The organism is Nostoc sp. CCY0012 (assembly GCF_963920855.1).
In the GTDB taxonomy this organism is placed as follows: Bacteria; Cyanobacteriota; Cyanobacteriia; order Cyanobacteriales; family Nostocaceae; genus Cyanocohniella.
In genome coordinates this window covers 1-21,877 of sequence record NZ_CAWUDM010000098.1, presented here as the reverse complement: position 1 = coordinate 21,877, position 21,877 = coordinate 1, and the positions used below count along the sequence as shown (strand labels likewise).

Sequence of the window (21,877 nt, the reverse complement as noted above, 5' to 3'; positions counted from 1 at the left end):
TGTCCCCCTTGTCCCCTTGTCCCCTTGTCCCCTTGTCCCCCTCTGCCTTCTCTTCTACCACCTCTTCCCAATTCAGCCCAAGCACCTGACAATAGGCTTTAAACGCCTCAGCATTAATTGCTTGCTTTCCGGCTAAGAAACGTTTCCATGTTCCTTCTGATACACCAACAGAGAGAACACCATGTTCTTGCCAAGAGACACCTAAAACTTCACTGGCTAATTCTATCCATCTGAAATCATCAACAGACCAAGCCTTTTCACTTCTGGCTTGTTTAATGCTTGCGAGTCCCTGTTGAGAAGCTTTGAGAGTAGCCACGATTTTTAAGTGAGTCCTACGATACCTCAATCATTTATAGATATATTTGCAGAATGACAAGGTTTTTTGCAATAGCATAAAATTTTGCGATCGCCAAGATCATTTATCCTTGTTGCCATAACTCCAAAACTGATCTTGAAAATTTGAGATTATATAACGAAGATTAAATAAATGTATAGAAAGTATACAATGTCATTTCTTAATTATGAATTAATACAATGTCTTTCCATTCTGGAGAAATTGCCGTCCAAACTCAGGCGGGAGTGCGAGAAGAGGCGCAACGTCTGTGTAATGTTATTAGTAGTACAATCAAACCATCTGCTCAAGAATTTCTGCATACGCAGCAATTGGCAATTGCTAGTACAGTTGATAGCAAAGCTAGAGTTTGGGCATCTTTATTAACAGGAAACCCTGGTTTTGTAGAGGTTTTAAACACGCAAACTATACAGATTAATACTACTCCCATACCAACCGACCCATTACACCAAAATCTGCAAACTAACAATGATATTGGGCTATTAGTAATTGATTTGACAAACCGCAGGCGTTTACGTTTGAATGGCAAAGCAGAGATAAAGCAGGAGAACATAAAAGTACAAATTCAGCAGGTATTTTTTAACTGTCCTAAATATATTCAGATACGTCACATAAAAAAAACTGTAATTGATTCACTAGAACAACCTGAAACTTTTATCAGAGATGCTTTGAGCGAGACAAATCAACTTTGGATAACCCAAGCTGATACCTTTTTCATCGCTAGTTATCATCCAGAAAGTGGGGCTGATACTTCCCACAGAGGAGGACTTCCGGGATTTGTGCAAGTTTTGAATAGTAATAAAATTGTGTTTCCCGATTACTCTGGTAATAATATGTTTCAGACTTTTGGTAACTTGATTGTAAATCCCAATGCAGGCTTATTATTTATAGATTTTGTACAAAGTCACACGTTGCAATTAACTGGAAAAGCAAAGGTAATTTGGGATATAGAAAGATTAAGTGAGTTTGCTGGGGCGCAACGTTTAGTAGAGTTTAATATTGAGCAGGTATTGGAAAGCAGGAATGCTTGTTCTATGCGTTGGCGCTTTGGGGAATATTCTCCTGTGAATCCATAATGTGCATAAATAAATTAGCAAATAAATTAAATTAAGAAAACTCGCCTTCAATATCTCTTGATTGATGTAATACTCGAAAAATTTCTACGCCATCAGTTATTTTTGTGTAAAACACAACGTAAGGCTTCACAGGAAAGCTTTTCAGTTCCTTCATTAAATCATCTCGCTTTTTGCCCATATCAGGAAACTGAGCAAGCATGGGAAAACGATTCAGAATTTGAGCTATCTGTTTATCGGCTGCAATTTGATTCTGTTGAGCAAGGTAAGTCCAGATATCTTCCAAGTCTTGTTCGGCTTGCTGGGAAAGTCTGTAATGATTCATTGTCAGCTATCCCGCTTTAGCTTACTCTGTCCTCGTGCCTTGATATTTTCCAGCAAATTAGACAGCGACTCATCATCATATTCAGTATATTCTCCATGCTTTAGCTGTTCGGCGGCGATCGCAATATCTCGTTGTAATGCTTCTAACTTTAGCTGACGCAGTTCTTCTTCTGTACGCTCAAGTCTATTTATCATTTCCTGAAAGGCGCTTGCATCCTGGACGATGACTTCTGCTTTACCATTGACGGTAAGCACGAGAGGTGATTTTGTCGCTTTGATCCGCTCTAGAAACTGTTTGACGTTGCGTTTAAAGTCTGTAAGTGAGTGAATTTGCTCTAGATTAATCATAAATTAAATATTGAATTACCTACTTAATTGAATCTTTATTCAATACTATACTATCAAAATTTTGGTCTTACCCACAAAATAAATAAATTGTCAAGACCAGTTTTCCAAAGATTGCTTCGCTACAAAACTGATCTTTCGTCGTGTGGTGCGATCGCGTAATTTGAGAAAGATATAGATCCACACACTCCCAACACAGACGTTGATGACATGGAGTAAATCATGCCCCAACATCCCCTTGATATCAGTCACGAAGCAGTCACCGCCAAAATTATTAACTTCACTGCTTTCAAAAATGCAGGTAGTAATAATGTTCTCAGGCTTTTTCCTTCCAAACTAGCCCGGAATCAGTTGAGGAAGGATCAGGTAAAACACAAAACTCAGTCTTACTTGCGAGATACCGAAAAGACTTTAAGGGCAGAAGTTGCTGCTTTGCAACAGGAATTGGCAATTGTCAAACAGGAAAAAGCTGAATTAGAAAGTCTACGGAAACAGCAGGAAGCAGCGATACAACTCCAACTCCAAGAGATGCAAATCGAAATTGATTTACATAAAGTCGCACATCAAGTAGCAGAAATTACTCAAACTGATTATTTTCAACAATTACAAATAGAAATTGCATCCCTTCGTAATACCAAGATATCTTAATTACGAATTACGTATCGCTAACGCGTTAGCGTGCCGTAGGCTCTATTACGAATTACAAATTATCCCTCTATGTCTAAAATTCTTGCGATTCACTCATTCCGTGGCGGAACTGGTAAATCTAACTTAACAGCAAATTTAGCGGTAAAAATGGCCCTACAAAATAAGCGAGTGGCAATTGTAGATACTGACCTGCAATCTCCTGGGATTCATGCTCTATTTGCTATTGATGAAAAAATTACAAGTAAGACATTAAATGATTATTTATGGCATCGTAGTTCCATTGCTGATACTGCCTGTGATGTGACTTCTAATCTGGCGATCGCTCAAGGGAAGGTTTTTCTGATACCTTCAAGTATCAATGCTGATGAAATTGCCAAAATAATCAGCGAAGGATATAACGTTAGTTTACTTAATAGTGGATTACAAAGATTAATTAAAGAGCTAGAATTAGACTATTTATTTATTGATACTCACCCCGGACTTAGCCGAGAAACTTTACTATCTATAGCTATTTCTGATCTTTTAATTGTGATTATCCGTCCAGATCGCCAAGACTTTCAAGGTACTGCGGTAACAGTTAATATTGCTCGTCAACTTCAAGTCAGCAAGATGATGATGATCGTGAATAAAACACCCAACCGCATGGACTTTTCATCGCTACAGCAAAAAGTAGAAAGAACTTATAACGTCCCAGTTGCAGGTATGTTTCCACTTTCAGAAGATATGGCACAACTCGGTAGTAGTGGAATATTTTGTTTGCAATACCCTGAACATCCATTGACTAAAATGCTGCAACAGGTAGCAGAAAAAGCTAGTTGAGAATTTAAAACTCGAATTTAAATAAATTAAAATCTTCAGATAACTTAGTTAAATAAATTTAAGATAATGACCGAAAGTATTCAAGAACAAACAATAACATTTGAGACGGCTTTAAAAATTGCAGATCAAGCAGTTTTTGCTAAGACTCAAAGACATTTGAAAAATATTGAAGTAGTTGTACTACGCGGAGCTTTACTAGGGCAAAAATATGACAAAATTGCCGCAGAATGTGACTATGCTCCAGAATATATTAAGCATGACGTGGGGCCAAAGTTATGGCAGATACTATCAGCTAGTTTAGGAGAAAAAGTCAGTAAAACTAATTTGATGGCTGTTTTAGCACAACGAGCTTCTGAAGAACTCACAATTCAAAAATTTTCTCCCTCTCTCCCAGTAACCAGTCCCCAAACTCTAGAATTAGAATCACCAGTTGGAGTCATACCATTGGACTCTGCTTTGTATATGGAACGTCCTCCGGTAGAGTCTCGCTGTTATGAGGAAATTACCAGAGATGGGGCATTAATCCGTATTAAGGCACCCAGTCAAATGGGTAAAACTTCTTTAATGGTAAGAATTTTAGCCCATGCTCAACAACAAAATTTATCAGTACGTACTGTAGCTTTAAGCTTACAGCGAGCTGAAAGTGCTATTTTTCATGACTTAGATAAATTCTTGCGTTGGTTTTGTGCTGCGATTACTCGTAAGCTTCAGTTACCCCATAAAGTCGAGGATTATTGGAGCGAAACTTTTGGCAGTAAAAGCAACTGCACTGCTTATTTTGAAGACTGTGTGCTGCCAGAAATTAATGGTGTTTTGGTCTTAGCTTTAGATCAAGTTGATGAGGTGTTTTTACATCCAGAAATTGCTGATGATTTCTTTACTTTATTGCGTTCTTGGTATGAAGAAGCAGCCTATGGAGATAGCGGTAATCCTCGGTGGCAAAATTTGCGTTTGGTAATTGTTCATTCCACAGAAGTATATATCCCCCTTGATATTAATAAATCTCCTTTTAATGTGGGTTTAGCAATTGAATTACAAACATTTACACTTGTACAAGTATGCAATTTAGCACAACGATATGGACTTAATTTATCTGAAAATGAGTTATCAGAATTGATGCAGCTTGTGGATGGACATCCATATCTAGTACAGCAAGCTTTTTATCATTTAGCGCAACAATACTTGACTTTTAAGCAGTTAATCCAAGCAGCAGTTACAGATGCAGGAATTTATAGCAATCATTTACATCGTCATTTACGCAGCCTACAAGAACATCCGCAATTAGCAGCAGCGTATGAAGAGGTAATCAAGTCATCAATACCTGTAGAGTTAGAACAGACTTTAGCATTTAAGTTGCACAGCATGGGGTTAGTGAAGCTGCAAGGAAATCAGGTTATATCCAGTTGTGAGTTATATCGACAATATTTTGAAGAAGCCTTAAAACCAACTGCTACACGTAATCTGTAGATAGATACGTACTGCTTGTAAATATGCATCTCTTTCTATAATTTCTAGCATATTTTACCCCAACATCTCTTTTTGTTGTTGATACATCTTTTTAAACAAAGCTTGTTGCACTTTATGATCCACAATGGGTTCAGGGTAGTCAGTACCATGACGCTCCAATGGGGGAATTTTACCAGTTACTAAATATTCTGTATCCATTGACCGCAATTCAGATACCCACTGCCGGATATATTCGCCGTCGGGGTCAAATTTTTGGGCTTGACTAGCTGGGTTGAAAATCCGTAGGGGTTTGGGGTCCATGCCACTCGAAGCACTCCATTGCCAGCCACCATTGTTAGCAGATAAATCACCGTCAATGAGTTTCTGCATGAAGTATTTTTCTCCCCATTGGGGATTAATTACTAAGTCTTTGGTTAAGAAACTAGCAACAATCATTCGACAACGATTATGCATCCAACCGATTTCATTTAATTGGCGCATGGCTGCATCAACAATGGGATAGCCTGTTTTTCCTTCACACCAAGCTTGAAAATGTTCTGTGTTATTTTGCCAAGGAAAGTTTTTGAAGTTGTCGCGGTAAGCACCCTCGGCTAATTCTGGGAAATGATACATGGCGTGTTGATAAAACTCCCGCCAAGCTAATTCTTGTTGCCATGTGCGGATACCTGCTGCGGCTTCGTCACTGCGGGTATTTTTTTGTGCTTCTATGGTAGTTTGCCACACGGTACGAATGCCAATGACACCAAATTTTAAAGCTGCACTCAGTTGTGATGTGCCATCAACGGCGGGAAAGTTACGTTGTTCTTGATATTCATTAATGGCATTAGCGCTAAATTCTTCTAATCTGGATAATGCGGCTGCTTCTCCTGGTGGCAAAATTAAATCTCCATCCCAAACAAATCCTAAGTCTTTGGCTGAAGGTAAGGTGATGACTCCGGCTTGCTGGGCAATTTCTTGTTCTTTGGGGGTTAAACCTTCGGCTTTTTCCAGGGTGGGTGCTGGTTCGGCTTTTGGTTTACTACTCCAGTTTTTCCAAAAGGGAGTGTAAACAGTGTAAGGACTATTGGCACCTGAACGAATTTCATCTGGGGAGTGGAGGATTTGATCCCAATTTTGGTTAAGAAACTCAATGCCTTTTTCTTTTAGGGCATCGATGACATTGCGATCGCGTATTTGTGAATATGGTTCTACATCCCAATTCCAGAATACAGCTTTGGCGTTTAAGGCTGCCGCTAAATTGGGTATGGCGATCACGGGATTGTCATGAAATATTAACAATTGACTGCCTACTTCGGCATATCGCTGTTGTAGTAACTGTAAGCAGCCAATCATATATGTGACTCTCGCCGGCGCTACATCATCTCGTTCTAAAATTTGAGGGTCAAGGCAAAATACGCCTACTACTTTTGCTGTTTGCTTTCTCGCCTCTACTAGTCCTGTATTATCAGCAATACGTAAATCACGACGATGCCAAAACAAAATTAAGTCAGACATTCCACACCCAAGTTAGTTCGCTTGTACTAGATTAAATCGTTGTGGTACTTTTGAGCATCATTCTGCCGACAAATTTCTGATTGCAGATGGTAGAATCGCTTGGTTATTTAAATCTAGTCACTAAAAACAAACTCCGGTATCCCTATGGGAAATAGTGACTTTTGAGTTAAAGTTAAATATAGTATTTTCAATTCACGGTACTGAAGTTAGTCATTTTGTCATGCCCATCCTATTACGAGACGACGGGACAATTGAGAGTAATTTAGGTGAAATAATTCGAGAACTCGCCCCTCTCGGTATTTTTCTCAAACACTATAATCCAGGAACATCGCTACTTTTCCCCCATCTACTAGCACAGGATATGTTGACGGATGCTGAGAAAAACCAAGTTGTAGAAACGCACAATAGCGTCTTGGAGTTTCTTCAGCAAGAAAATGGCTATCTGTGGTGTGATTTGCTGAATTTACATCCAGGTTCCCCCAATCTCCAGAGTTTAATGGCTACTTACGGCCGTTACCATACTCATACTGCACCTGAACCTCTTTACATATTGGCAGGAGAGATAATTTTTGGTTTTGTTAAACCTGACGGTGGACAGTTACAGCTTTTAGTTCAGCCTCAAGATTATATTTACATTCCCCCATGTTTAGAGCATTGGTGTAGTTTGACTGCTTCTTTGCATGTGAAGGCTGTACGCTATTTCACGACTGTAGAAGGGTGGGTTCCTAATTATACGGGAACTTCTATGAGTGATTTTGTGTAAGCAGGATAAAGGAACAACCGCAAAAGACGCAGCAGAATTTAGCGAAAAAAATATACAAAAATACTTGCTAGTTTTCTAGATGCAGAAATTATACTGGGTAGGCTGCTAAAAATAAAGCGATCGCTTTAGCTATCTATGATTGTACTGGAAGGGTATAAAGTCCTTAAAGAACTGTACGTTAGCCCCAATTCTCATGTATATCAAGGTTATCGAGAGTCTGATCAGCAACCAGTAGTTTTAAAGTTTTTGCGGGAAGAGTATCCTTCCCCAGAGGCGATCGCTCGGTTTAAACTAGAGTATGATTTGACACGCCGTTGTCAAGTACCAGGAATTATCCAAGCTTATAATTTAACTAAGTATCAAAATACGTTTGTATTGGTGTTGGAGGATTTTGGCGGAAAACCTCTACGTGATTTACTACATCAACCGCCTCTACCCCTAGAAAGATTTTTACAACTGGCGATACAAATTGCAGCTGCTTTAGGTGCAATTCACCAACAAAATATCATCCATAAAGATATTAATCCGGGGAATATTTTGTTTAATCCTGTAACTCAACAGGTGAAGATTATTGATTTTGGCATTGCGACTTTGTTATCACAAGAAAATGCAATATCACGTCATCTGAATGTTTTAGAAGGAACTTTAACTTATATCTCCCCCGAACAAACCGGTAGGATGAATCGGGTGATTGATTACCGCACGGATTTTTATTCTTTGGGTGTAACTTTTTATGAATTACTCACCCAGCAGTTACCGTTTATGAGCGATGACCCAGTAGAGTTAGTCCATAGTCACATTGCTAAACAACCCATTCCCCCACATCAACTGTGTAGCCAAATTCCGTTGATGCTTTCGCAGTTGGTGATGAAGTTACTAGAAAAGACGGCGGAAACACGCTATCAAAGTGCTTTTGGATTGCAAGCAGATTTACAGCAATGTTTTGATAATTTAACTGATACTGGAGAAATTCCAAATTTTACATTAGGCTTACAAGATAACTCTGGTAAATTTCAAATTCCCCAAAAATTATATGGTCGAGAAACAGAAGTAGCCAATTTACTGTCAGCTTTTGAACGTGCTAGTCAAGGTAAAAGTGAAGTTTTATTGATTGCTGGTTATTCGGGAATTGGTAAATCAGCTTTAGTTCAAGAAATTTATCAACCAATTACAAAACAACGGGGATATTTTATTGCTGGAAAGTTTGACCAGTTGCAACGAAATATTCCTTATAGTTCTTTAATTCAAGCATTTAAAGCTTTAATTCGTCAACTTTTAACTAGTAGTGAAACAGAAATTGCTATTTGGCGAGATAAATTAATTCAAGCCTTGGGTAGTAATGGCCAAGTAATTATTGATGTAATTTCCGAAGTAGAATTAATTATTGGTCAGCAGCCATCAGTGTTAGAATTACCACCCCAGGAAGCACAAAATAGATTTAATTTAGTATTTCAAAATTTTATTAATGTTTTTACTCAAAAGCAGCATCCCTTGGTAATTTTTTTGGATGATTTGCAATGGGCTGATATTGCATCTTTACAGATGTTAGAGTTATTAACTAGTCAAGCAGATAGTCAATATTTGTTACTAATTGGTGCTTATAGAGATAACGAAGTCGATTCTACTCATCCTTTACGCAGTGCGATCGCATCTTTAGTCCAAGCAGGAGTGACAATTAATGAACTGAGATTAACACCTTTAGCATTGCCACAAATGCAACAACTCCTTTGTGATACCTTCAAAACAGATGATTTAGCAAAAATTACACCATTAGCGCAACTGTTACAGCAGAAAACTAACGGTAATCCGTTTTTCATGAATGAATTTTTAAAGTCGTTGTATACAGAAGGATTACTACAATTTGATTTTTTAGCACGACAATGGCAATGGCAATTAGCACAAATTCAAGCAGCCCAGATTACTGATAATGTAGTCGAATTAATGGCGTTGAAAATTCAAAAACTACCAGAAACCACCCAACAAGCCTTAAAATTAGCATCTTGTATTGGTAGTCAATTTGATTTAAGAACTTTAGCGATCGTGCAAAAACAAGCTTTACCGGAAGTCGCTACAGAATTATGGGAAGCTGTAAAAACCGGGTTGATTCTACCCCAAGGGAATGATTACCAACTATTACAAGTTGCTGATGAAGAAGTTAAATCTAATCTGACAAATTTAGATGTCGTCTACAAATTCTTACACGATCGCGTCCAGCAAGCAGCTTACTTACTCATTCCCGATGACGAAAAACAAACAGTGCATTTGCAAATTGGGCAACTATTATTGCAGAGTATCACCCCAGAGGAACAAGACGAGCAAATTTTTGATATTGTGCATCACTTGAATGTTGGCTATAAGTTGATTACAGACACTCCACAGCGACAGCAATTAGCCCAATTAAATTTAACCGCAGGGAACAAAGCTAAAGCCTCTACAGCTTATGATCCTGCCTTAAAGTATCTCACAATGGGAATTAATTGCTTAGAAACATCCAGTTGGCAACAGCAATATACTTTAACGTTAGACTTACACACAGCCGCAGTGGAAGCTGCTTATTTGTCTGGGGATTTTTCCCGGATGGATGAATTAATTGAGATGGTACTCAGTCAAACTCAGACCATTATTGATCAAGTACCAGTTTACAGCATCAAAATTCAATCCTTACTAGCCCGCGATCAACTTTTAGCAGCCTCACAACTAGGTTTACAAGTTCTCAAGCTGCTAAAATTTCCCCTACCTGCCAAACCAGGACAACTACAAATCCTTGTGGGATTATTAACCACAAAACTGGCTATGGCTGGGAGACAAGTACAAACATTGGCAGAACTACCCCAACTTGATCACCCCAACAAATTAGCGGCGATTCGTATTCTCTCTAGCATTGCGTCAGCAACTTATTTAGCAGCCCCCAATGTGTTTCCCTTGACGGTATTTAAACAAGTAGAAATATCAGCTAAATATGGCAATGCTGCGGAATCAGCCTTTGCTTACGCCACTTATGGTTTAATTCTTTGTGGTGTCGTCGGGGATTTACAAAAGGGATATGAGTTTGGTGAATTGGCATTACAACTAGTAGAACGTTTGAATGCCAAAAACTTAGCAGCCAGAACGTTATTTGTAGTCAATTCCTTTGTCCGTCACTGGCGAGAACCCCTGCAAAATACAATACCTGCCTTACAAACAGCATTTCAAATTGGGCGAGATACAGGCGATACAGAATATGCTTCTTTTTCTGCAAATACCTGTTCAATGCACTGCTATTTTAGTGGTGAGGAATTAACCAAATTAGATGAACTTTTAGGAATTTACGGCGAAGCAGTTCAACAGTTTCAAAAACAGCCCATTTGGATCTTAATTCAGATGTATCGCCAAGCAGTGGCTAACTTGCGAGGCAATAATTTTCATACCTGCCAATTAGTAGGGGAATTTTATGATGTTAATGTGATATTACCACAGCATCTAGAAAGTAATTATCGTACAGCTACATTTTATGTTTATGCCCACAATACAACGCTAAATTATTTATTTGAAGATTACACACAATCTGTACAAAATGCTGATTTAGCAATTCCTTATTTAGATGCTGTTGTGGCTTTATTTATTGTGGGGTGGTTTTACTTTTATGATGCTTTAGCACGACTGGCTATGCTTGCTCAATTAACTGGTGCGGAACGTCAAACTCAACTACGTAAAGTAGCTATAAATCAGAAAAAAATCCAAAAATGGTCACAATATGCACCTAGTAATTACAGTCATAAATTAGCCTTAATAGAAGCAGAATTATATCGAGTGCAAGGAGATACAGCCCAGGCGATCGCTTGTTATGATAACGCCATTAATTTAGCACAAAAGCACCAGTATCTGAATGAATTAGCTTTAGCGAATGAATTAACCGCCAAATTTTATTTAGGGCAAAATCAACTAAAGGTAGCGCAAGCATATATGCAAGATGCCCGTTATTTTTATTTACAGTGGGGAGCAATGGCGAAAGTAAAATTCCTGGAAAATAAATATCCCCAACTTTTAGCTTATAAATCAGAAACAAACTTTAAGTCTCATCTATTAACGACCAAATCAAAATCCACTAGTACTACAAGCAGTAGTGGTTCTGATTCACTGGATTTGATGACAGTCATGAAAGCTTCTCAAGCCTTATCCGGAAAAATTCAGTTAGATCAATTGTTGGCTAACCTAATGCGGTTATTGATAGAAAATGCCGGGGCCCAACGTGGCTATTTATTATTAGAAACCAAAGGTAAATTTTTAATCGAAGCCCAAGGAACAGTAGAGCAAAATAAAATTCAGGTATTGGAATCTTTAACAATAGAAAATAGTCAAATACTTTCTGTAGCCATTGTTAATTATGTGATTCGTACCAAAACTAGTGTAGTACTCAACGATGCTACTCACGAAGGGGAATTTATGCAAGACCCCTATATTCGTCAATATCAACCGCGATCGCTTTTATGTGCGCCCTTAATTAACCAGGGAAAATTAGCCGGAATTGTGTATTTAGAAAATAACTTGACAACAGGAGCATTTACCCCTGATCGTTTAGAATTACTCAATTTACTTTCAGCACAAGCCGCAATTTCCATTGAAAATGCCCGATTATATACAGATTTAGCCGCACTCAACCAAGCTTACGAACGTTTTGTACCTCGTCAATTTCTGCAATTTCTCAATAAAGACAGTATTGTGGATGTGCAACTAGGCGACCAAGTACAGCGGGAAATGTCAGTATTATTTACTGATATTCGTTCCTTTACCACCCTTTCCGAAAGCTTAACCCCAGCAGAGAACTTCCAGTTTATTAACTCTTACCTCAGCCGCATGGAACCAATCATTATTCAAAACAATGGTTTCATTGACAAATATATTGGCGATGCCATCATGGCCTTATTTACAGGAGATGCTGACGATGCAGTACAAGCCGGAATAGCCATGTTACAGACATTGGTAACTTATAACCAAGACTTGCAAACCCAAGGTTTATTACCAATTCAAATCGGTATAGGGATTAACACCGGGTCATTAATTTTAGGGACAGTCGGCGGTGTCAATCGCATGGATAGCACAGTAATTAGTGATGCAGTTAACTTAGCTTCCCGCATTGAAGGCTTAACCAAAACATTTAATACACCTTTACTGATTACCGACCAGACATATCAGCGGTTGCAAAATTGCGATCGCTTTGATATTCGAGTTGTAGGACAAGTAAAAGTTAAAGGTAAAATAACTGCCGTAACTGTGCATGAAGTGTTTACAGCCGATCCCGCGATTGTGCGTGAAGGTAAATTAATAACAAAAGAATTATTTGCCGAAGCTTTGAAACTTTATGAACAACAACAATTTACTGCTGCGGCTGAAGTTTTTCAAGATTGTTTGCAGCAAAATCCTTTAGATCAAGTCGCGCAGATATATTTAGCACAGTGTCATCCCCAGCAAGATAAGTCTGCAATGGTCACAGAGGGCGTTAAATTGTAGGCGTTGCATAAATGCGGGATGAAATCATAAAATTTAACCTTTGCATCTCTGACTTTTTGCGCCTTTGCGACTTTGCGTGAGACAAAAATCATCCCATTAATCAGCAACGCCGTAATTTTTAATGCTTTTTTCCGTTTTCTGGGCAAAAACCCCACTGTAATCGCAAATTTCAGTGTTATACCTGAAGGCGATGCGATGGTATAAAAATGACAAGTAAAACTACTCAGCCTAAATTCCCACAGGCAGCCATGTCTGCCAGTAGAGAAGAACTCACAGATTTACCTCTGAATACCATTTCTGGAAATATACCAGAAGACTGGTCGGGACATGTCTTTATTATTGCTCCCGTAGGCACAGTTGCTTCTGGTGGTTTACCTAACCCCAAAGGTACACACATTTTTAACGGCGACGGGATGATTTATCGCTTGGACTTGCAACCAGGACAAGTCACAGCTAAGACAAAATTAGCTCGTACCCCCTGCTACTACGCCGACCAGGCTACATTTACTCATCCCACCTATAGTACTTATCAATTTCAGGATCATGGTTTGTTGCGTTTCTCCTCTACCTTAGGTTTGCGAGATGAAGTAGATATTGCTTTTCTCTCCTTTCAAGCCCAAGATGAACAGCAAAGCCGGTTAATGATTACCTATGATGCAGGTCGTCCCTACGAAATTGATACCGCCAGTTTAGAAGTCATTACCCCAGTAGGTGCAAATACTGAATGGCAACCGTTTCTGCCATTTTCTTATCCTTTTTCCCCAGTTTTGAGTACCTCTCACCCCACCTTTGATGGTTATACCAACGAAGTCTTTTTAGTCAATTATGGGCGATCGCTCGTTAATTTCTTAGAAAGTGTACGCTTGATTAATGGGCTAGAGCAACTATCGTCAGAAATGGAGGCTTTACTCCAGGCGATCGCCCAACTCTTCCAGACACCTTGGGGATTAATTTATAAGTTTTCCCAAAGCCTCTGGCCAAAATTATTTGGTTGGATGGAACAGTGTTTAGGCATTTCCATGCCAGATTTTGTCTATCTATTGCGGTGGGATGGAAAGGGTAAACTCCAGCATTGGAAGTTGGTATTACCAGATAATTCCCCAGTGCGAATTGAACAAAGTATGCACCAACTAGCAGTCACCCAAGACTACGTAGTGTTGATGGATACTTCTTTAAAAATTGGCCCCGAACAAATTCTCAATAACCCCATTCCCGACAGTCCGGAAACTGAACGTTTACTGCGAGTATTACTGACGCGATCGCAGTTACCCAACTCCCCCATTTATATAGTCAGTCGCGCTGACCTTGTAGATACTGCTGATACCGTCGTTGTTCGTCCCGCAGTCATACCCTTAGAAACAGTACATTTCTTGACCGATTACGAAAACCCTGATGGTCAGATTACCCTCCACGCAGCCCATCTATGCGCCACAGATATTGGTGAATGGATTCGCCAATATGATGTCTGTAAATTCAACCCTAAAGAAGCCCCACCTCCTTATCTGCGAGGAATGCTAGCCAATGGACAAATGGATATAGGTCGTTTAGGTCGCTATCACATCAACGGTGAAACAGGACAAATACTTGATTCTCAAGTGATTTATGACATTCATCGTCACTGGGGAATAGGATTTTACGCCTACCAAGAACAACTTCCCTCTGGACTACCACCCAAGAAAATTGACAATATATATTGGCAATCCTTAGGTTTCTGGCCAGAATTACTCACCGAATTTATCTATAACCTATATGCAGACTACCCTTATAGAGCCGCCACCCTCACAGAATTACTAGAAACATTACATCATCGCCCCTCTTCCTTATTCCGCATAGACACCATCAAAATGGAAGTAGCAGACGCTTACGATGCACCCCCTGGACACTTCATTAGTTCACCACAATTCGTCCCCCGTCTAAATAGTAACGGTAGCTCCACAGATGGTTATATAGTCTGCACAGTATTTTCCGGTAACAGCAACCAAATATGGGTCTTCCATGCAGACAACCTAGCCAAAGGCCCCGTGTGTAAATTAGGACATCCAGACCTCAACTTCGGCTTCACAATGCACACCGCCTGGTTACCTGCGATCGCCCCGCGCACCTCCAATTACCACATACCCATACAACAAGACTATCAACCCCTCATCACTCAAACCACCATACAACGCCTATTTGAAGAAGCCATTTATCCACACTTTCCAGAGACTAGGGAGTAGGGAGTGGGGAGTAGGAATACTTAGCTCTTTATTCTTTCTTTGTGCCTTTGCGTGAGATTCACACATTCCATCAACAACGCCAAAAAACATATGCCAAACACCCGTATTTGCATCATCGGAGCCGGAGCAGCAGGACTTTCCACAGCCTACTTCCTCAAAAAACAAGGTTATCAAAACGTCACCCTCCTAGAAAAAGCCGGCAGAGTAGGAGGATTGTGCTGTTCCATCACCCATAACTCCCGTTCCTTCGACCTAGGAGCCAACTACCTCACCCCCGCTTACAAACAAGTCCTTAAAATAGCCGAAGAAGTAGGCGCTAAATTATACAGCGAAGGGGCAGGACAAATTTACAATCCTTTTAAATCCACCCCAGGAAACCCTTACTACACCTCCATCCTGAAAGCCGTCACCGCCGGAACCGACCCAGTAACATTTTTCGCAGCCATAGCGCGTTTTTGGTGGGAACGTTTAAATTTAGAACCAATTTTATCAGTTCCCGGATTTGCCGGTATTAGTCTACATCCCGAACTAACTCAACCTTTTAGCAACTGGTTAGCACAGAAAGATTTAACTTGTTTAGAAACCTTATTTGAAATTCCCATTACCACTTTTGGCTATGGCCCTTTGCAAGAAATTCCCACCGCCTACGCCCTAAAATACATCACCCCAGAAACCTTTGGCACTCTCATCAGTTATGGTGCAGACATTAACTTTGGTTGGCCCAAACGTTTTGTTGATGGCTTCCAACGTTTTTGGGAAAGAGTAGCTTGGGGGCTAAATGTGCGATTGAATATTGACATTCAGCAAATCCAACGTGGCGCTACCATACAGGTAACTTTTACAGAACAAGAACAAATTATTGACGAAATTGAGCCTCGCCAAGAAGTGTTGGAATTTGATTATCTAGTATTAGCTTGTCCCCTGACTCTAGATGTTCTCAATAAATTTTTAGATTTATCAACAACCGAAAAAGGCCTATTTGAGCAGATAGTCCTCAACCCCTACAGTTTAACTACATACTTAATTCCCGATTTGCAAATGCCGGCCCCTGTAACGAATGTGATTCCCGTAAATGCAGAGGGTAACCCTTGGTTTATTTCTCAACAATTTCTAGACAATGACCTCATTGCTTTCTACACCCGTCTTGACCGTGAAGGAAAACTCACCAAAAAAGACGTTATCCAAGGAGTTCAAAAGACCCTAGAAAACTTAGGGGTACAAGTAGATGATCATTATTACACCTATGATCAATGGCCCTACTTCCCCCATGTTTCATCTGAAGCAATGCAAGCAGGATTTTACGATCGCCTGGAAGCTTTACAAGGTCAACGCCAAACTTTTTACGTAGGTGGTTTGTTAAATTTTGAACTAGTAGAGACGATTGTGGAGTACTCGCAAGCTTTAGTCAAGAAAAACTTTTAGTCGGGTCTGAATGCTGGTTAAGTAATGTCAAGCTGAATAAATTGGCAATCAAGCGACCAGTTCAAGATGTCACATATTCAGGGTACAACGCCTTGCACCCCTACTAAATTAATCTTGAGGAAATGTAATTCTGTTACCTTCTGGAGAGCTGGTTACCTTTCCTCCCAAGGCTTCAATTTCACTAATTGCTCGTTTACGAGTCCTTTCATCCACTTGATTATTTAAAACCATTACCCAGGCGGATATTTGTGTACTTCTCGTACTAGGATTTTGACTTAAAAATCTCGCAGTTCTTTGGGAAGACTCAGCAACTAATTGACTTTCTTCATCTGAGAAATTACTAGCCCAATCCGATGCAGTAGCGAAAGATTGTTGGGCGGATTCAGTATTGGATGCAAATAATAACTCGTCAATTCCTTTATAACGCCACACATAATAAGACCTTTTGGGAACCCAGGGAGACAATGACTTTAAACCCTTTTCCATTAATCCTATTGAACGTTCTGGCATCCCAGCATATATCGTAGTACTGCTAGAAAGACTCAAATAAGCGGCTAAAAATCTGGGGTCACGTTCTAGAATGACTTCAAAATACTCTGGACTCAGGCTATACCCTGTTTTTCCTCTAACTTCATCATCACCAAAGTACTGCAAGTAACTCAAATAAACCCAATTGGCTATTAAGTTACCATACCCAAAACTGGGCATTTTCTTGAGCAAATTTAGCCGTAGACTTTCCGAGTGTAATTCTCTTTCGATAATTTCTAAAGACGGAGCTTGTTTGCTTCTTAGCAGGATTTGTAGTTGAGGAAATTGAATCAAGCTTACTCCCAACAGACAGAAACAGGCTACCAAAGGAGCCGCAACAGCTTGACGAGATAAGAGCATATTTAGCTAAATATTCTGATGTAAAGTTACACCATTGTATTCAATATTACTTTTATTTAGGGACAATTTTTGCCAAATTTAAAGCGCCGACGTTAAATAAAAATAGCGCCCAGGGCGCTGCTGACTCCAAAATATTTTGTTACTCAGGACTCAGCATCAGCGCGAGAAGTTGCCTGGAGGGCAACCCTCCTCGCCAACTTTAGTGACTCTGTACTATTTAAGCGCTACCTGTAAAGGCAACTTCGGGAAACTTCAACTGAGCTTCTGCCATCGGGCGTCTTCTGCCTTCTTCTTGCCAGTAGTTGATGACTTCTGTGGCTTTATTCAGCAATTCGACGCGATCTAGGTCAGTAATCCAATGTTTGGATTCGAGTTCTTTTTTTAACTCTTCCCAGGCATCATTTCTGGGCCAGAAAAAGTACTTAGTCAAAGGACTTGTGCCTTTGCCGACAACTTGATCGACTGCTAGGGCGACGTTTTCGTCTAACCACAGGATTTTTAGAATAAATTGGGTCAATCACACCTCCAGGGAGTGTTAAGGCATTACTTACTTAAGTGAGCGAACTGACTTGTCAGTGCTGGTGCGATCGCATGAGTGGAAATTAACTCCACTGTACGTGCTTTGCGATCGCTTATTTTAACGCAATACCTCACCCAATGACCAAAGAATTGCGATACTAATACTATCAACGCGGCTAATATGCCCAATATTCCGCATATGGAATCCTCAGCCTTCTTGGTTGGGGAGTCTGTCAAAAAATAATAAAATAGAAGTTAAACTGCCTCATTCCTATGACTCAACAACTTACAACACCGGCCATCGTCGTGTTCGATATTGATGGCATTGTCCGCGATGTCGGTGGTTCCTATCGTCGAGCGCTGGCAGATACGGTAGAGTATTTTACCAACAAAGCCTACCGTCCCACATCGCCAGACATTGACCAGTTAAAGTCTGAAGGCATTTGGAATAATGATTGGGAAGCTTCCCAGGAATTAATTTACCGCTACTTTCAATCTCAAGGAACATCCCGCGAAGAATTGCAATTAGATTACAGCACTATTGTTGCCTTTTTTCAATCTCGTTACCGAGGCCCAGACCTAGACAATTGGACAGGGTATATCTGTAATGAACCTTTATTATTACAGCCTAGCTATTTAGAACAACTGACCCAGGCGGGAATTGCCTGGGGATTTTTCAGTGGTGCTACTCGTGGTTCTGCTACCTATGTTTTACAAACACGCCTTGGTTTGCAGTCGCCAGTGTTAATTGCAATGGAAGATGCACCAGGTAAACCAGACCCCACAGGACTGTTTGCTACCGTGGGTCTATTAGAAGATGGACTGGATAACACACCAGCAATTATCTATGTGGGAGATACGGTAGCTGATATGTACACCGTCGTTAAAGCGCGAGAAATCAATCCTCACCGCACTTGGATTGGTGTAGGAGTGTTACCACCTCATGTCCAAGAAACAACAGCCCGTAGTGATGCTTATGGCGAATCGCTCATGAAAGCAGGAGCCGCAGTAGTTTTAAATAATGTCGAACAATTAAATCCAGCCAAAATACAGGAATTGTTATGAGGAGTGAGGAAAAGGGAACTGACCAAATTTTTCCTGTTACTAATAAAGCCAAGACTTAAATAGACGACTCACCCAAGGCATGACTATATAAGTCAACAATCCCACCATGATCGCAGAAAAGATTAATGAAATCAGCAAAGGAGGTAAGCCGCGAAGCATGGGGGTTAAAAACGTATTCAACAAATTAATCAATACATATACCACGCCCCAAGTTAGCAGTGCTGTTTTATAACGCGGTGGAGTTTTTAATGGTTTACCAGGAAGAGAAAACCAAGCTTCTAAACCTCTCAGTTGTTGAACATGAGGGTCGGATTGAACTAAATGTTGAGCCTGAGTCAGCCAATATTCTCGCTCACGCGATGTCATCCATGCCTTCAAATTTTCATAGCCATCAAACCGGAAGATAATCACATATTCTGGTCTTATTCCTGGTTGTGGGCTAATCACATTTGTGCCTAAATGACCAACATATGTTCTGGAAACATTGGTAATATCTCTCAACCAAGCCTCGTAAGCGCTTTCACATCCTGGTTTGACAATTTGTGAAATGACTACAGTGACAAATTGATCTTCTTGTTCCATATCCATCGGTTATGTCGCTATCAAGCTACATAAATGTGAGTTTTAGTAACCACAACATAATTGAGTCACCCTTAAAGCAAAGGATATCCAGCTTTCCCCACCTCAAGTCGGACAACATTGGCAGGAACTATGCCTGTAGGCGGCGGCAAAAACATTCCCCCATTCATCACAACATAAATTGCAGTGCGATCGCTCTGGGTTTGACCAAAGGCAACTGCTGTACTGCCAATTACACCCTGTTCTGCTTGAGCAATGATGGTTGTGCTGCCATCTGGTGTAATCTTCACGACGCTGTTGTAAATGTGCGTTGCACCGTAAAGGCTAGACCACTCACTTTACCTTCCACACTGGCATGAATTTGCTGATTACCATCTGGGGTAATGCGAACAATTTTGCCCGCCTCATGATTAGTCACAAATATTGTGCCATCAGGAGCGATCGCTAAATTTTCTAGAAAAGTATTGACTGGGAACGAGGTAATGACTTTGGCTGGTACCAACTCAATACTTGTATCTGCGTAAATGGGGGGCAATCCTGCTGAATTTTCCATTTTGGCCTACCACTGTAATTGAATTGGTCCACCAAACTTTCGCATTTCTGCAAAAAATTGTCCTTGCGCTCCTCCATCTGGAAGTGTTGCCAGATAGACTGCGGTTTCGGCTCCTTCTTCTGCCGTAAACGGTGCATTATCGCCTCCCATGTCGGTTTTCATCCAACCCGGAGAGTAGGCATTAACAAGAATATTACTACCAAAAAGTTCCTTAGCTAAAAGTACAGTTAGTCCATTTACCCCTAGTTTGGAAAGTCGATAGGAAGGAGCTAAAGGATAGTAGTCATTGGCAACTGAGTTAAGAGATGCCATTTCTGTAGAAATATTGACGATGCGACCGTAGTTTTGAATTTTCATCAATGGGATTAATGCTTGAGAAATTCTCAGTACCGCTAGAACATTAGTATCAAACGTGGAACGCATCGTGTCCAGTTGCACAGTTAATAAGCTGGATTCCTCCGGTTTAGTTGTGGGATTGATGCCTGCATTGTTCACCAGAATATCTACTTTGCCATAGGTTTCACGCAACCAGTTTGTAAAATTTTCAACACTAACTTTATCAGTCACATCCAGTACGTGATAGTCTACGTCCAGCCCTTCACTAGATAACTGCTGCTTAGTAGTCAGACCATCTGTTTCATTACGACTCGTCAGAATTACCTGAATGCCAATTTGAGACAATTGACGCGAAATTTCAGTACCTAGCCCGCGATTACTGCCTGTAACTACAGCAATCTTTTTCTGGTCTGTCATTTTGTTAATTTTTCAATAATTTTTAGTTTCACTTTACTAACATGTAATAAATTAATCAAATTGATTAAAATAATATACTTAATCGATGGGATTAATAGATTTATCTGCCATTGATCTGAACCTCCTCGTCGCCTTTGAAGTGCTGTTTGAAGAAAAAAGCGTGACAGGCGCAGCCCAACGATTGTATCTAGGGCAACCAGCGATGAGTGCGGCACTAGCAAGATTACGTATACTATTTCAAGATGAGTTATTTATCCGTATTGGCAGAGAAATGCAGCCTACAGCCAAGGCGCTGGAAATTTCTCCTGGTATAAGAGATGCCCTACAAAAAATTCGTCAGACATTGGCCGCTAGTCAAATATTCGACCCAGCTACTTCTAAAAATACTTTTACTATTGGCAGTTCAGATTACACCAGCTATGTTGTCATGCCCAAGCTGTTGGAACTTTGCAGTCAAATTGCACCAAGTATAAATTTTCGATTGATTGGTTTTGCCAAAGACTGTGTAGGAGAACTATTAGAGCAACGAGAAATTGATATAGCCTTGGGTGTTTTCCAAAACCCACCCAGACAGACAATGCAGATGCCATTATTTCCCGAACACTTTATCGGCATTTGTCGGCGTGAACATCCCATCATTACGCAGGATGCCATCACACCAGAAATCTTTGCTAATCTTCTCCATGCTCTTTTCACTATTAGACGAGATGAAGTTGGTGAAATTGATCAGGTGCTGGCTCAATATAACCTCCAGCGTCGAATTGTTTTGACGACTCCCCACTTACTAGTGCTACCAGCAATCATTTCATCAAGTGATTTGGTTGCTGCTGTACCATCACGATTGGTGAAACCCTTTGTTGATCATGGCACATTAGAAATTTTTGAAATTCCTTTACAAACACAACCGTGGATGATTTCCATGCTGTGGAGCAAACTTACAGAACAAGATCCGGCAAATCTTTGGTTAAGACAGCTGCTCAAAAGCGTTTGTGAAAAAATTTAACGTGAGTTCGATGGAACTAACCTGACGTGAGTTCGATGTAAAAAAAAGACTGAAAACTAGACAGAAGTATCTCTCCCCTGCCCCCTTGCCCCCTGCCCCCCTGCTTT

Annotated in this window: 18 protein-coding genes and 1 pseudogene; 10 read left to right on the top strand and 9 right to left on the bottom strand. The window is 40.2% G+C overall.

Annotation, left to right across the window (positions count from 1 at the left end; genetic code table 11):
- Window positions 1-316: helix-turn-helix domain-containing protein (locus ACM0OS_RS22575; RefSeq protein ID WP_414545427.1), on the bottom strand; the 316-nt coding region annotated here is incomplete at its 3' end.
- Window positions 317-534: 218 nt separating this feature from the next.
- Between ACM0OS_RS22575 and ACM0OS_RS22570 the strand changes: the two genes are divergently transcribed.
- Entirely contained in the window at window positions 535-1,428 is an 894-nt protein-coding gene (locus ACM0OS_RS22570) for a pyridoxamine 5'-phosphate oxidase family protein (RefSeq protein ID WP_414545426.1), read from the top strand.
- A 31-nt stretch (window positions 1,429-1,459) separates the two neighbouring features.
- Here ACM0OS_RS22570 and ACM0OS_RS22565 read toward each other — a convergent pair whose 3' ends face one another.
- Both ACM0OS_RS22565 and ACM0OS_RS22560 read right to left on the bottom strand, forming a co-directional pair.
- Window positions 1,460-1,750: a type II toxin-antitoxin system RelE/ParE family toxin gene (locus ACM0OS_RS22565; protein WP_190708017.1), complete on the bottom strand. Its 291-nt coding sequence runs from the start codon at window positions 1,748-1,750 to the stop codon at window positions 1,460-1,462.
- A gap of 2 nt (window positions 1,751-1,752) precedes the next feature.
- Window positions 1,753-2,097 (bottom strand): type II toxin-antitoxin system Phd/YefM family antitoxin, encoded by a 345-nt coding sequence (locus ACM0OS_RS22560; protein WP_414545425.1) that lies wholly within the window; start codon window positions 2,095-2,097, stop codon window positions 1,753-1,755.
- Window positions 2,098-2,316: 219 nt separating this feature from the next.
- Between ACM0OS_RS22560 and ACM0OS_RS22555 the strand changes: the two genes are divergently transcribed.
- The 3 genes from ACM0OS_RS22555 to ACM0OS_RS22545 all read left to right on the top strand — a co-directional run bounded on the left by ACM0OS_RS22555 (window position 2,317) and on the right by ACM0OS_RS22545 (window position 5,028).
- Window positions 2,317-2,742, top strand: coding sequence for a hypothetical protein (locus ACM0OS_RS22555; RefSeq protein WP_414545424.1), 426 nt, complete (start codon window positions 2,317-2,319; stop codon window positions 2,740-2,742).
- Between the two features lie 69 nt (window positions 2,743-2,811).
- The gene (locus ACM0OS_RS22550; protein ID WP_414545423.1) at window positions 2,812-3,561 is read left to right on the top strand and encodes a MinD/ParA family ATP-binding protein; all 750 of its coding nucleotides are present in this window, start codon (window positions 2,812-2,814) and stop codon (window positions 3,559-3,561) included.
- A 66-nt stretch (window positions 3,562-3,627) separates the two neighbouring features.
- A complete protein-coding gene (locus ACM0OS_RS22545) occupies window positions 3,628-5,028 on the top strand; it encodes an AAA-like domain-containing protein (RefSeq protein WP_414545422.1) in 1,401 nt (466 codons plus the stop codon).
- A 54-nt stretch (window positions 5,029-5,082) separates the two neighbouring features.
- On the opposite strand, the gene ACM0OS_RS22540 is transcribed toward ACM0OS_RS22545, so the two are convergent.
- Entirely contained in the window at window positions 5,083-6,522 is a 1,440-nt protein-coding gene (locus tag ACM0OS_RS22540) for an FAD-binding domain-containing protein (RefSeq protein WP_414545421.1), read from the bottom strand.
- A gap of 220 nt (window positions 6,523-6,742) precedes the next feature.
- On the opposite strand from ACM0OS_RS22540, the gene ACM0OS_RS22535 reads away from it, so the two are divergent.
- The 4 genes from ACM0OS_RS22535 (at window position 6,743) to ACM0OS_RS22520 (ending at window position 16,410) form a co-directional block, all read left to right on the top strand.
- Entirely contained in the window at window positions 6,743-7,285 is a 543-nt protein-coding gene (locus ACM0OS_RS22535) for a 1,2-dihydroxy-3-keto-5-methylthiopentene dioxygenase (protein WP_414545429.1), read from the top strand.
- 135 nt (window positions 7,286-7,420) lie between these two features.
- Window positions 7,421-12,772 carry an AAA family ATPase gene (locus ACM0OS_RS22530; RefSeq protein WP_414545420.1) on the top strand — a complete coding sequence of 1,784 codons (5,352 nt, stop codon included), beginning with the start codon at window positions 7,421-7,423 and terminating at the stop codon, window positions 12,770-12,772.
- 206 nt (window positions 12,773-12,978) lie between these two features.
- On the top strand, window positions 12,979-14,988 hold the full coding sequence (locus ACM0OS_RS22525) for a carotenoid oxygenase family protein (RefSeq protein ID WP_414545419.1): 2,010 nt from the start codon (window positions 12,979-12,981) through the stop codon (window positions 14,986-14,988).
- A 90-nt stretch (window positions 14,989-15,078) separates the two neighbouring features.
- The gene (locus ACM0OS_RS22520; RefSeq protein ID WP_414545418.1) at window positions 15,079-16,410 is read left to right on the top strand and encodes an FAD-dependent oxidoreductase; all 1,332 of its coding nucleotides are present in this window, start codon (window positions 15,079-15,081) and stop codon (window positions 16,408-16,410) included.
- A gap of 108 nt (window positions 16,411-16,518) precedes the next feature.
- On the opposite strand, the gene ACM0OS_RS22515 is transcribed toward ACM0OS_RS22520, so the two are convergent.
- Both ACM0OS_RS22515 and ACM0OS_RS22510 read right to left on the bottom strand, forming a co-directional pair.
- On the bottom strand, window positions 16,519-17,298 hold the full coding sequence (locus tag ACM0OS_RS22515; RefSeq protein WP_414545417.1) for a hypothetical protein: 780 nt from the start codon (window positions 17,296-17,298) through the stop codon (window positions 16,519-16,521).
- 217 nt (window positions 17,299-17,515) lie between these two features.
- Window positions 17,516-17,815: a 30S ribosomal protein PSRP-3 gene (locus ACM0OS_RS22510; RefSeq protein WP_006198089.1), complete on the bottom strand. Its 300-nt coding sequence runs from the start codon at window positions 17,813-17,815 to the stop codon at window positions 17,516-17,518.
- A gap of 275 nt (window positions 17,816-18,090) precedes the next feature.
- Between ACM0OS_RS22510 and ACM0OS_RS22505 the strand changes: the two genes are divergently transcribed.
- Complete coding sequence (locus tag ACM0OS_RS22505) at window positions 18,091-18,882, top strand: TIGR01548 family HAD-type hydrolase (RefSeq protein ID WP_414545416.1); 792 nt, start codon at window positions 18,091-18,093, stop codon at window positions 18,880-18,882.
- A 39-nt stretch (window positions 18,883-18,921) separates the two neighbouring features.
- Here ACM0OS_RS22505 and ACM0OS_RS22500 read toward each other — a convergent pair whose 3' ends face one another.
- From ACM0OS_RS22500 to ACM0OS_RS22490, 3 genes and pseudogenes are all read right to left on the bottom strand, one after another.
- Entirely contained in the window at window positions 18,922-19,464 is a 543-nt protein-coding gene (locus ACM0OS_RS22500; protein ID WP_414545428.1) for an antibiotic biosynthesis monooxygenase, read from the bottom strand.
- A gap of 71 nt (window positions 19,465-19,535) precedes the next feature.
- Window positions 19,536-20,014: pseudogene (locus ACM0OS_RS22495) on the bottom strand (hypothetical protein).
- Between the two features lie 6 nt (window positions 20,015-20,020).
- Window positions 20,021-20,767: an SDR family oxidoreductase gene (locus tag ACM0OS_RS22490; protein WP_414545415.1), complete on the bottom strand. Its 747-nt coding sequence runs from the start codon at window positions 20,765-20,767 to the stop codon at window positions 20,021-20,023.
- 85 nt (window positions 20,768-20,852) lie between these two features.
- Here ACM0OS_RS22490 and ACM0OS_RS22485 point away from each other — a divergent pair, with 85 nt between their 5' ends.
- Entirely contained in the window at window positions 20,853-21,770 is a 918-nt protein-coding gene (locus ACM0OS_RS22485; RefSeq protein ID WP_414545414.1) for a LysR family transcriptional regulator, read from the top strand.
- Window positions 21,771-21,877 lie beyond the last annotated feature (107 nt).

Coding starts and splice junctions, on each gene's coding strand:
- ACM0OS_RS22570 (WP_414545426.1), top strand. CDS start 535: ATGTCTTTCCATTCTGGAGAAATTGCCGTCCAAACTCAGGCGGGAGTG.
- ACM0OS_RS22565 (WP_190708017.1), bottom strand. CDS start 1,750: ATGAATCATTACAGACTTTCCCAGCAAGCCGAACAAGACTTGGAAGAT.
- ACM0OS_RS22560 (WP_414545425.1), bottom strand. CDS start 2,097: ATGATTAATCTAGAGCAAATTCACTCACTTACAGACTTTAAACGCAAC.
- ACM0OS_RS22555 (WP_414545424.1), top strand. CDS start 2,317: ATGCCCCAACATCCCCTTGATATCAGTCACGAAGCAGTCACCGCCAAA.
- ACM0OS_RS22550 (WP_414545423.1), top strand. CDS start 2,812: ATGTCTAAAATTCTTGCGATTCACTCATTCCGTGGCGGAACTGGTAAA.
- ACM0OS_RS22545 (WP_414545422.1), top strand. CDS start 3,628: ATGACCGAAAGTATTCAAGAACAAACAATAACATTTGAGACGGCTTTA.
- ACM0OS_RS22540 (WP_414545421.1), bottom strand. CDS start 6,522: ATGTCTGACTTAATTTTGTTTTGGCATCGTCGTGATTTACGTATTGCT.
- ACM0OS_RS22535 (WP_414545429.1), top strand. CDS start 6,743: ATGCCCATCCTATTACGAGACGACGGGACAATTGAGAGTAATTTAGGT.
- ACM0OS_RS22530 (WP_414545420.1), top strand. CDS start 7,421: ATGATTGTACTGGAAGGGTATAAAGTCCTTAAAGAACTGTACGTTAGC.
- ACM0OS_RS22525 (WP_414545419.1), top strand. CDS start 12,979: ATGACAAGTAAAACTACTCAGCCTAAATTCCCACAGGCAGCCATGTCT.
- ACM0OS_RS22520 (WP_414545418.1), top strand. CDS start 15,079: ATGCCAAACACCCGTATTTGCATCATCGGAGCCGGAGCAGCAGGACTT.
- ACM0OS_RS22515 (WP_414545417.1), bottom strand. CDS start 17,298: ATGCTCTTATCTCGTCAAGCTGTTGCGGCTCCTTTGGTAGCCTGTTTC.
- ACM0OS_RS22505 (WP_414545416.1), top strand. CDS start 18,091: ATGACTCAACAACTTACAACACCGGCCATCGTCGTGTTCGATATTGAT.
- ACM0OS_RS22500 (WP_414545428.1), bottom strand. CDS start 19,464: ATGGAACAAGAAGATCAATTTGTCACTGTAGTCATTTCACAAATTGTC.
- ACM0OS_RS22490 (WP_414545415.1), bottom strand. CDS start 20,767: ATGACAGACCAGAAAAAGATTGCTGTAGTTACAGGCAGTAATCGCGGG.
- ACM0OS_RS22485 (WP_414545414.1), top strand. CDS start 20,853: ATGGGATTAATAGATTTATCTGCCATTGATCTGAACCTCCTCGTCGCC.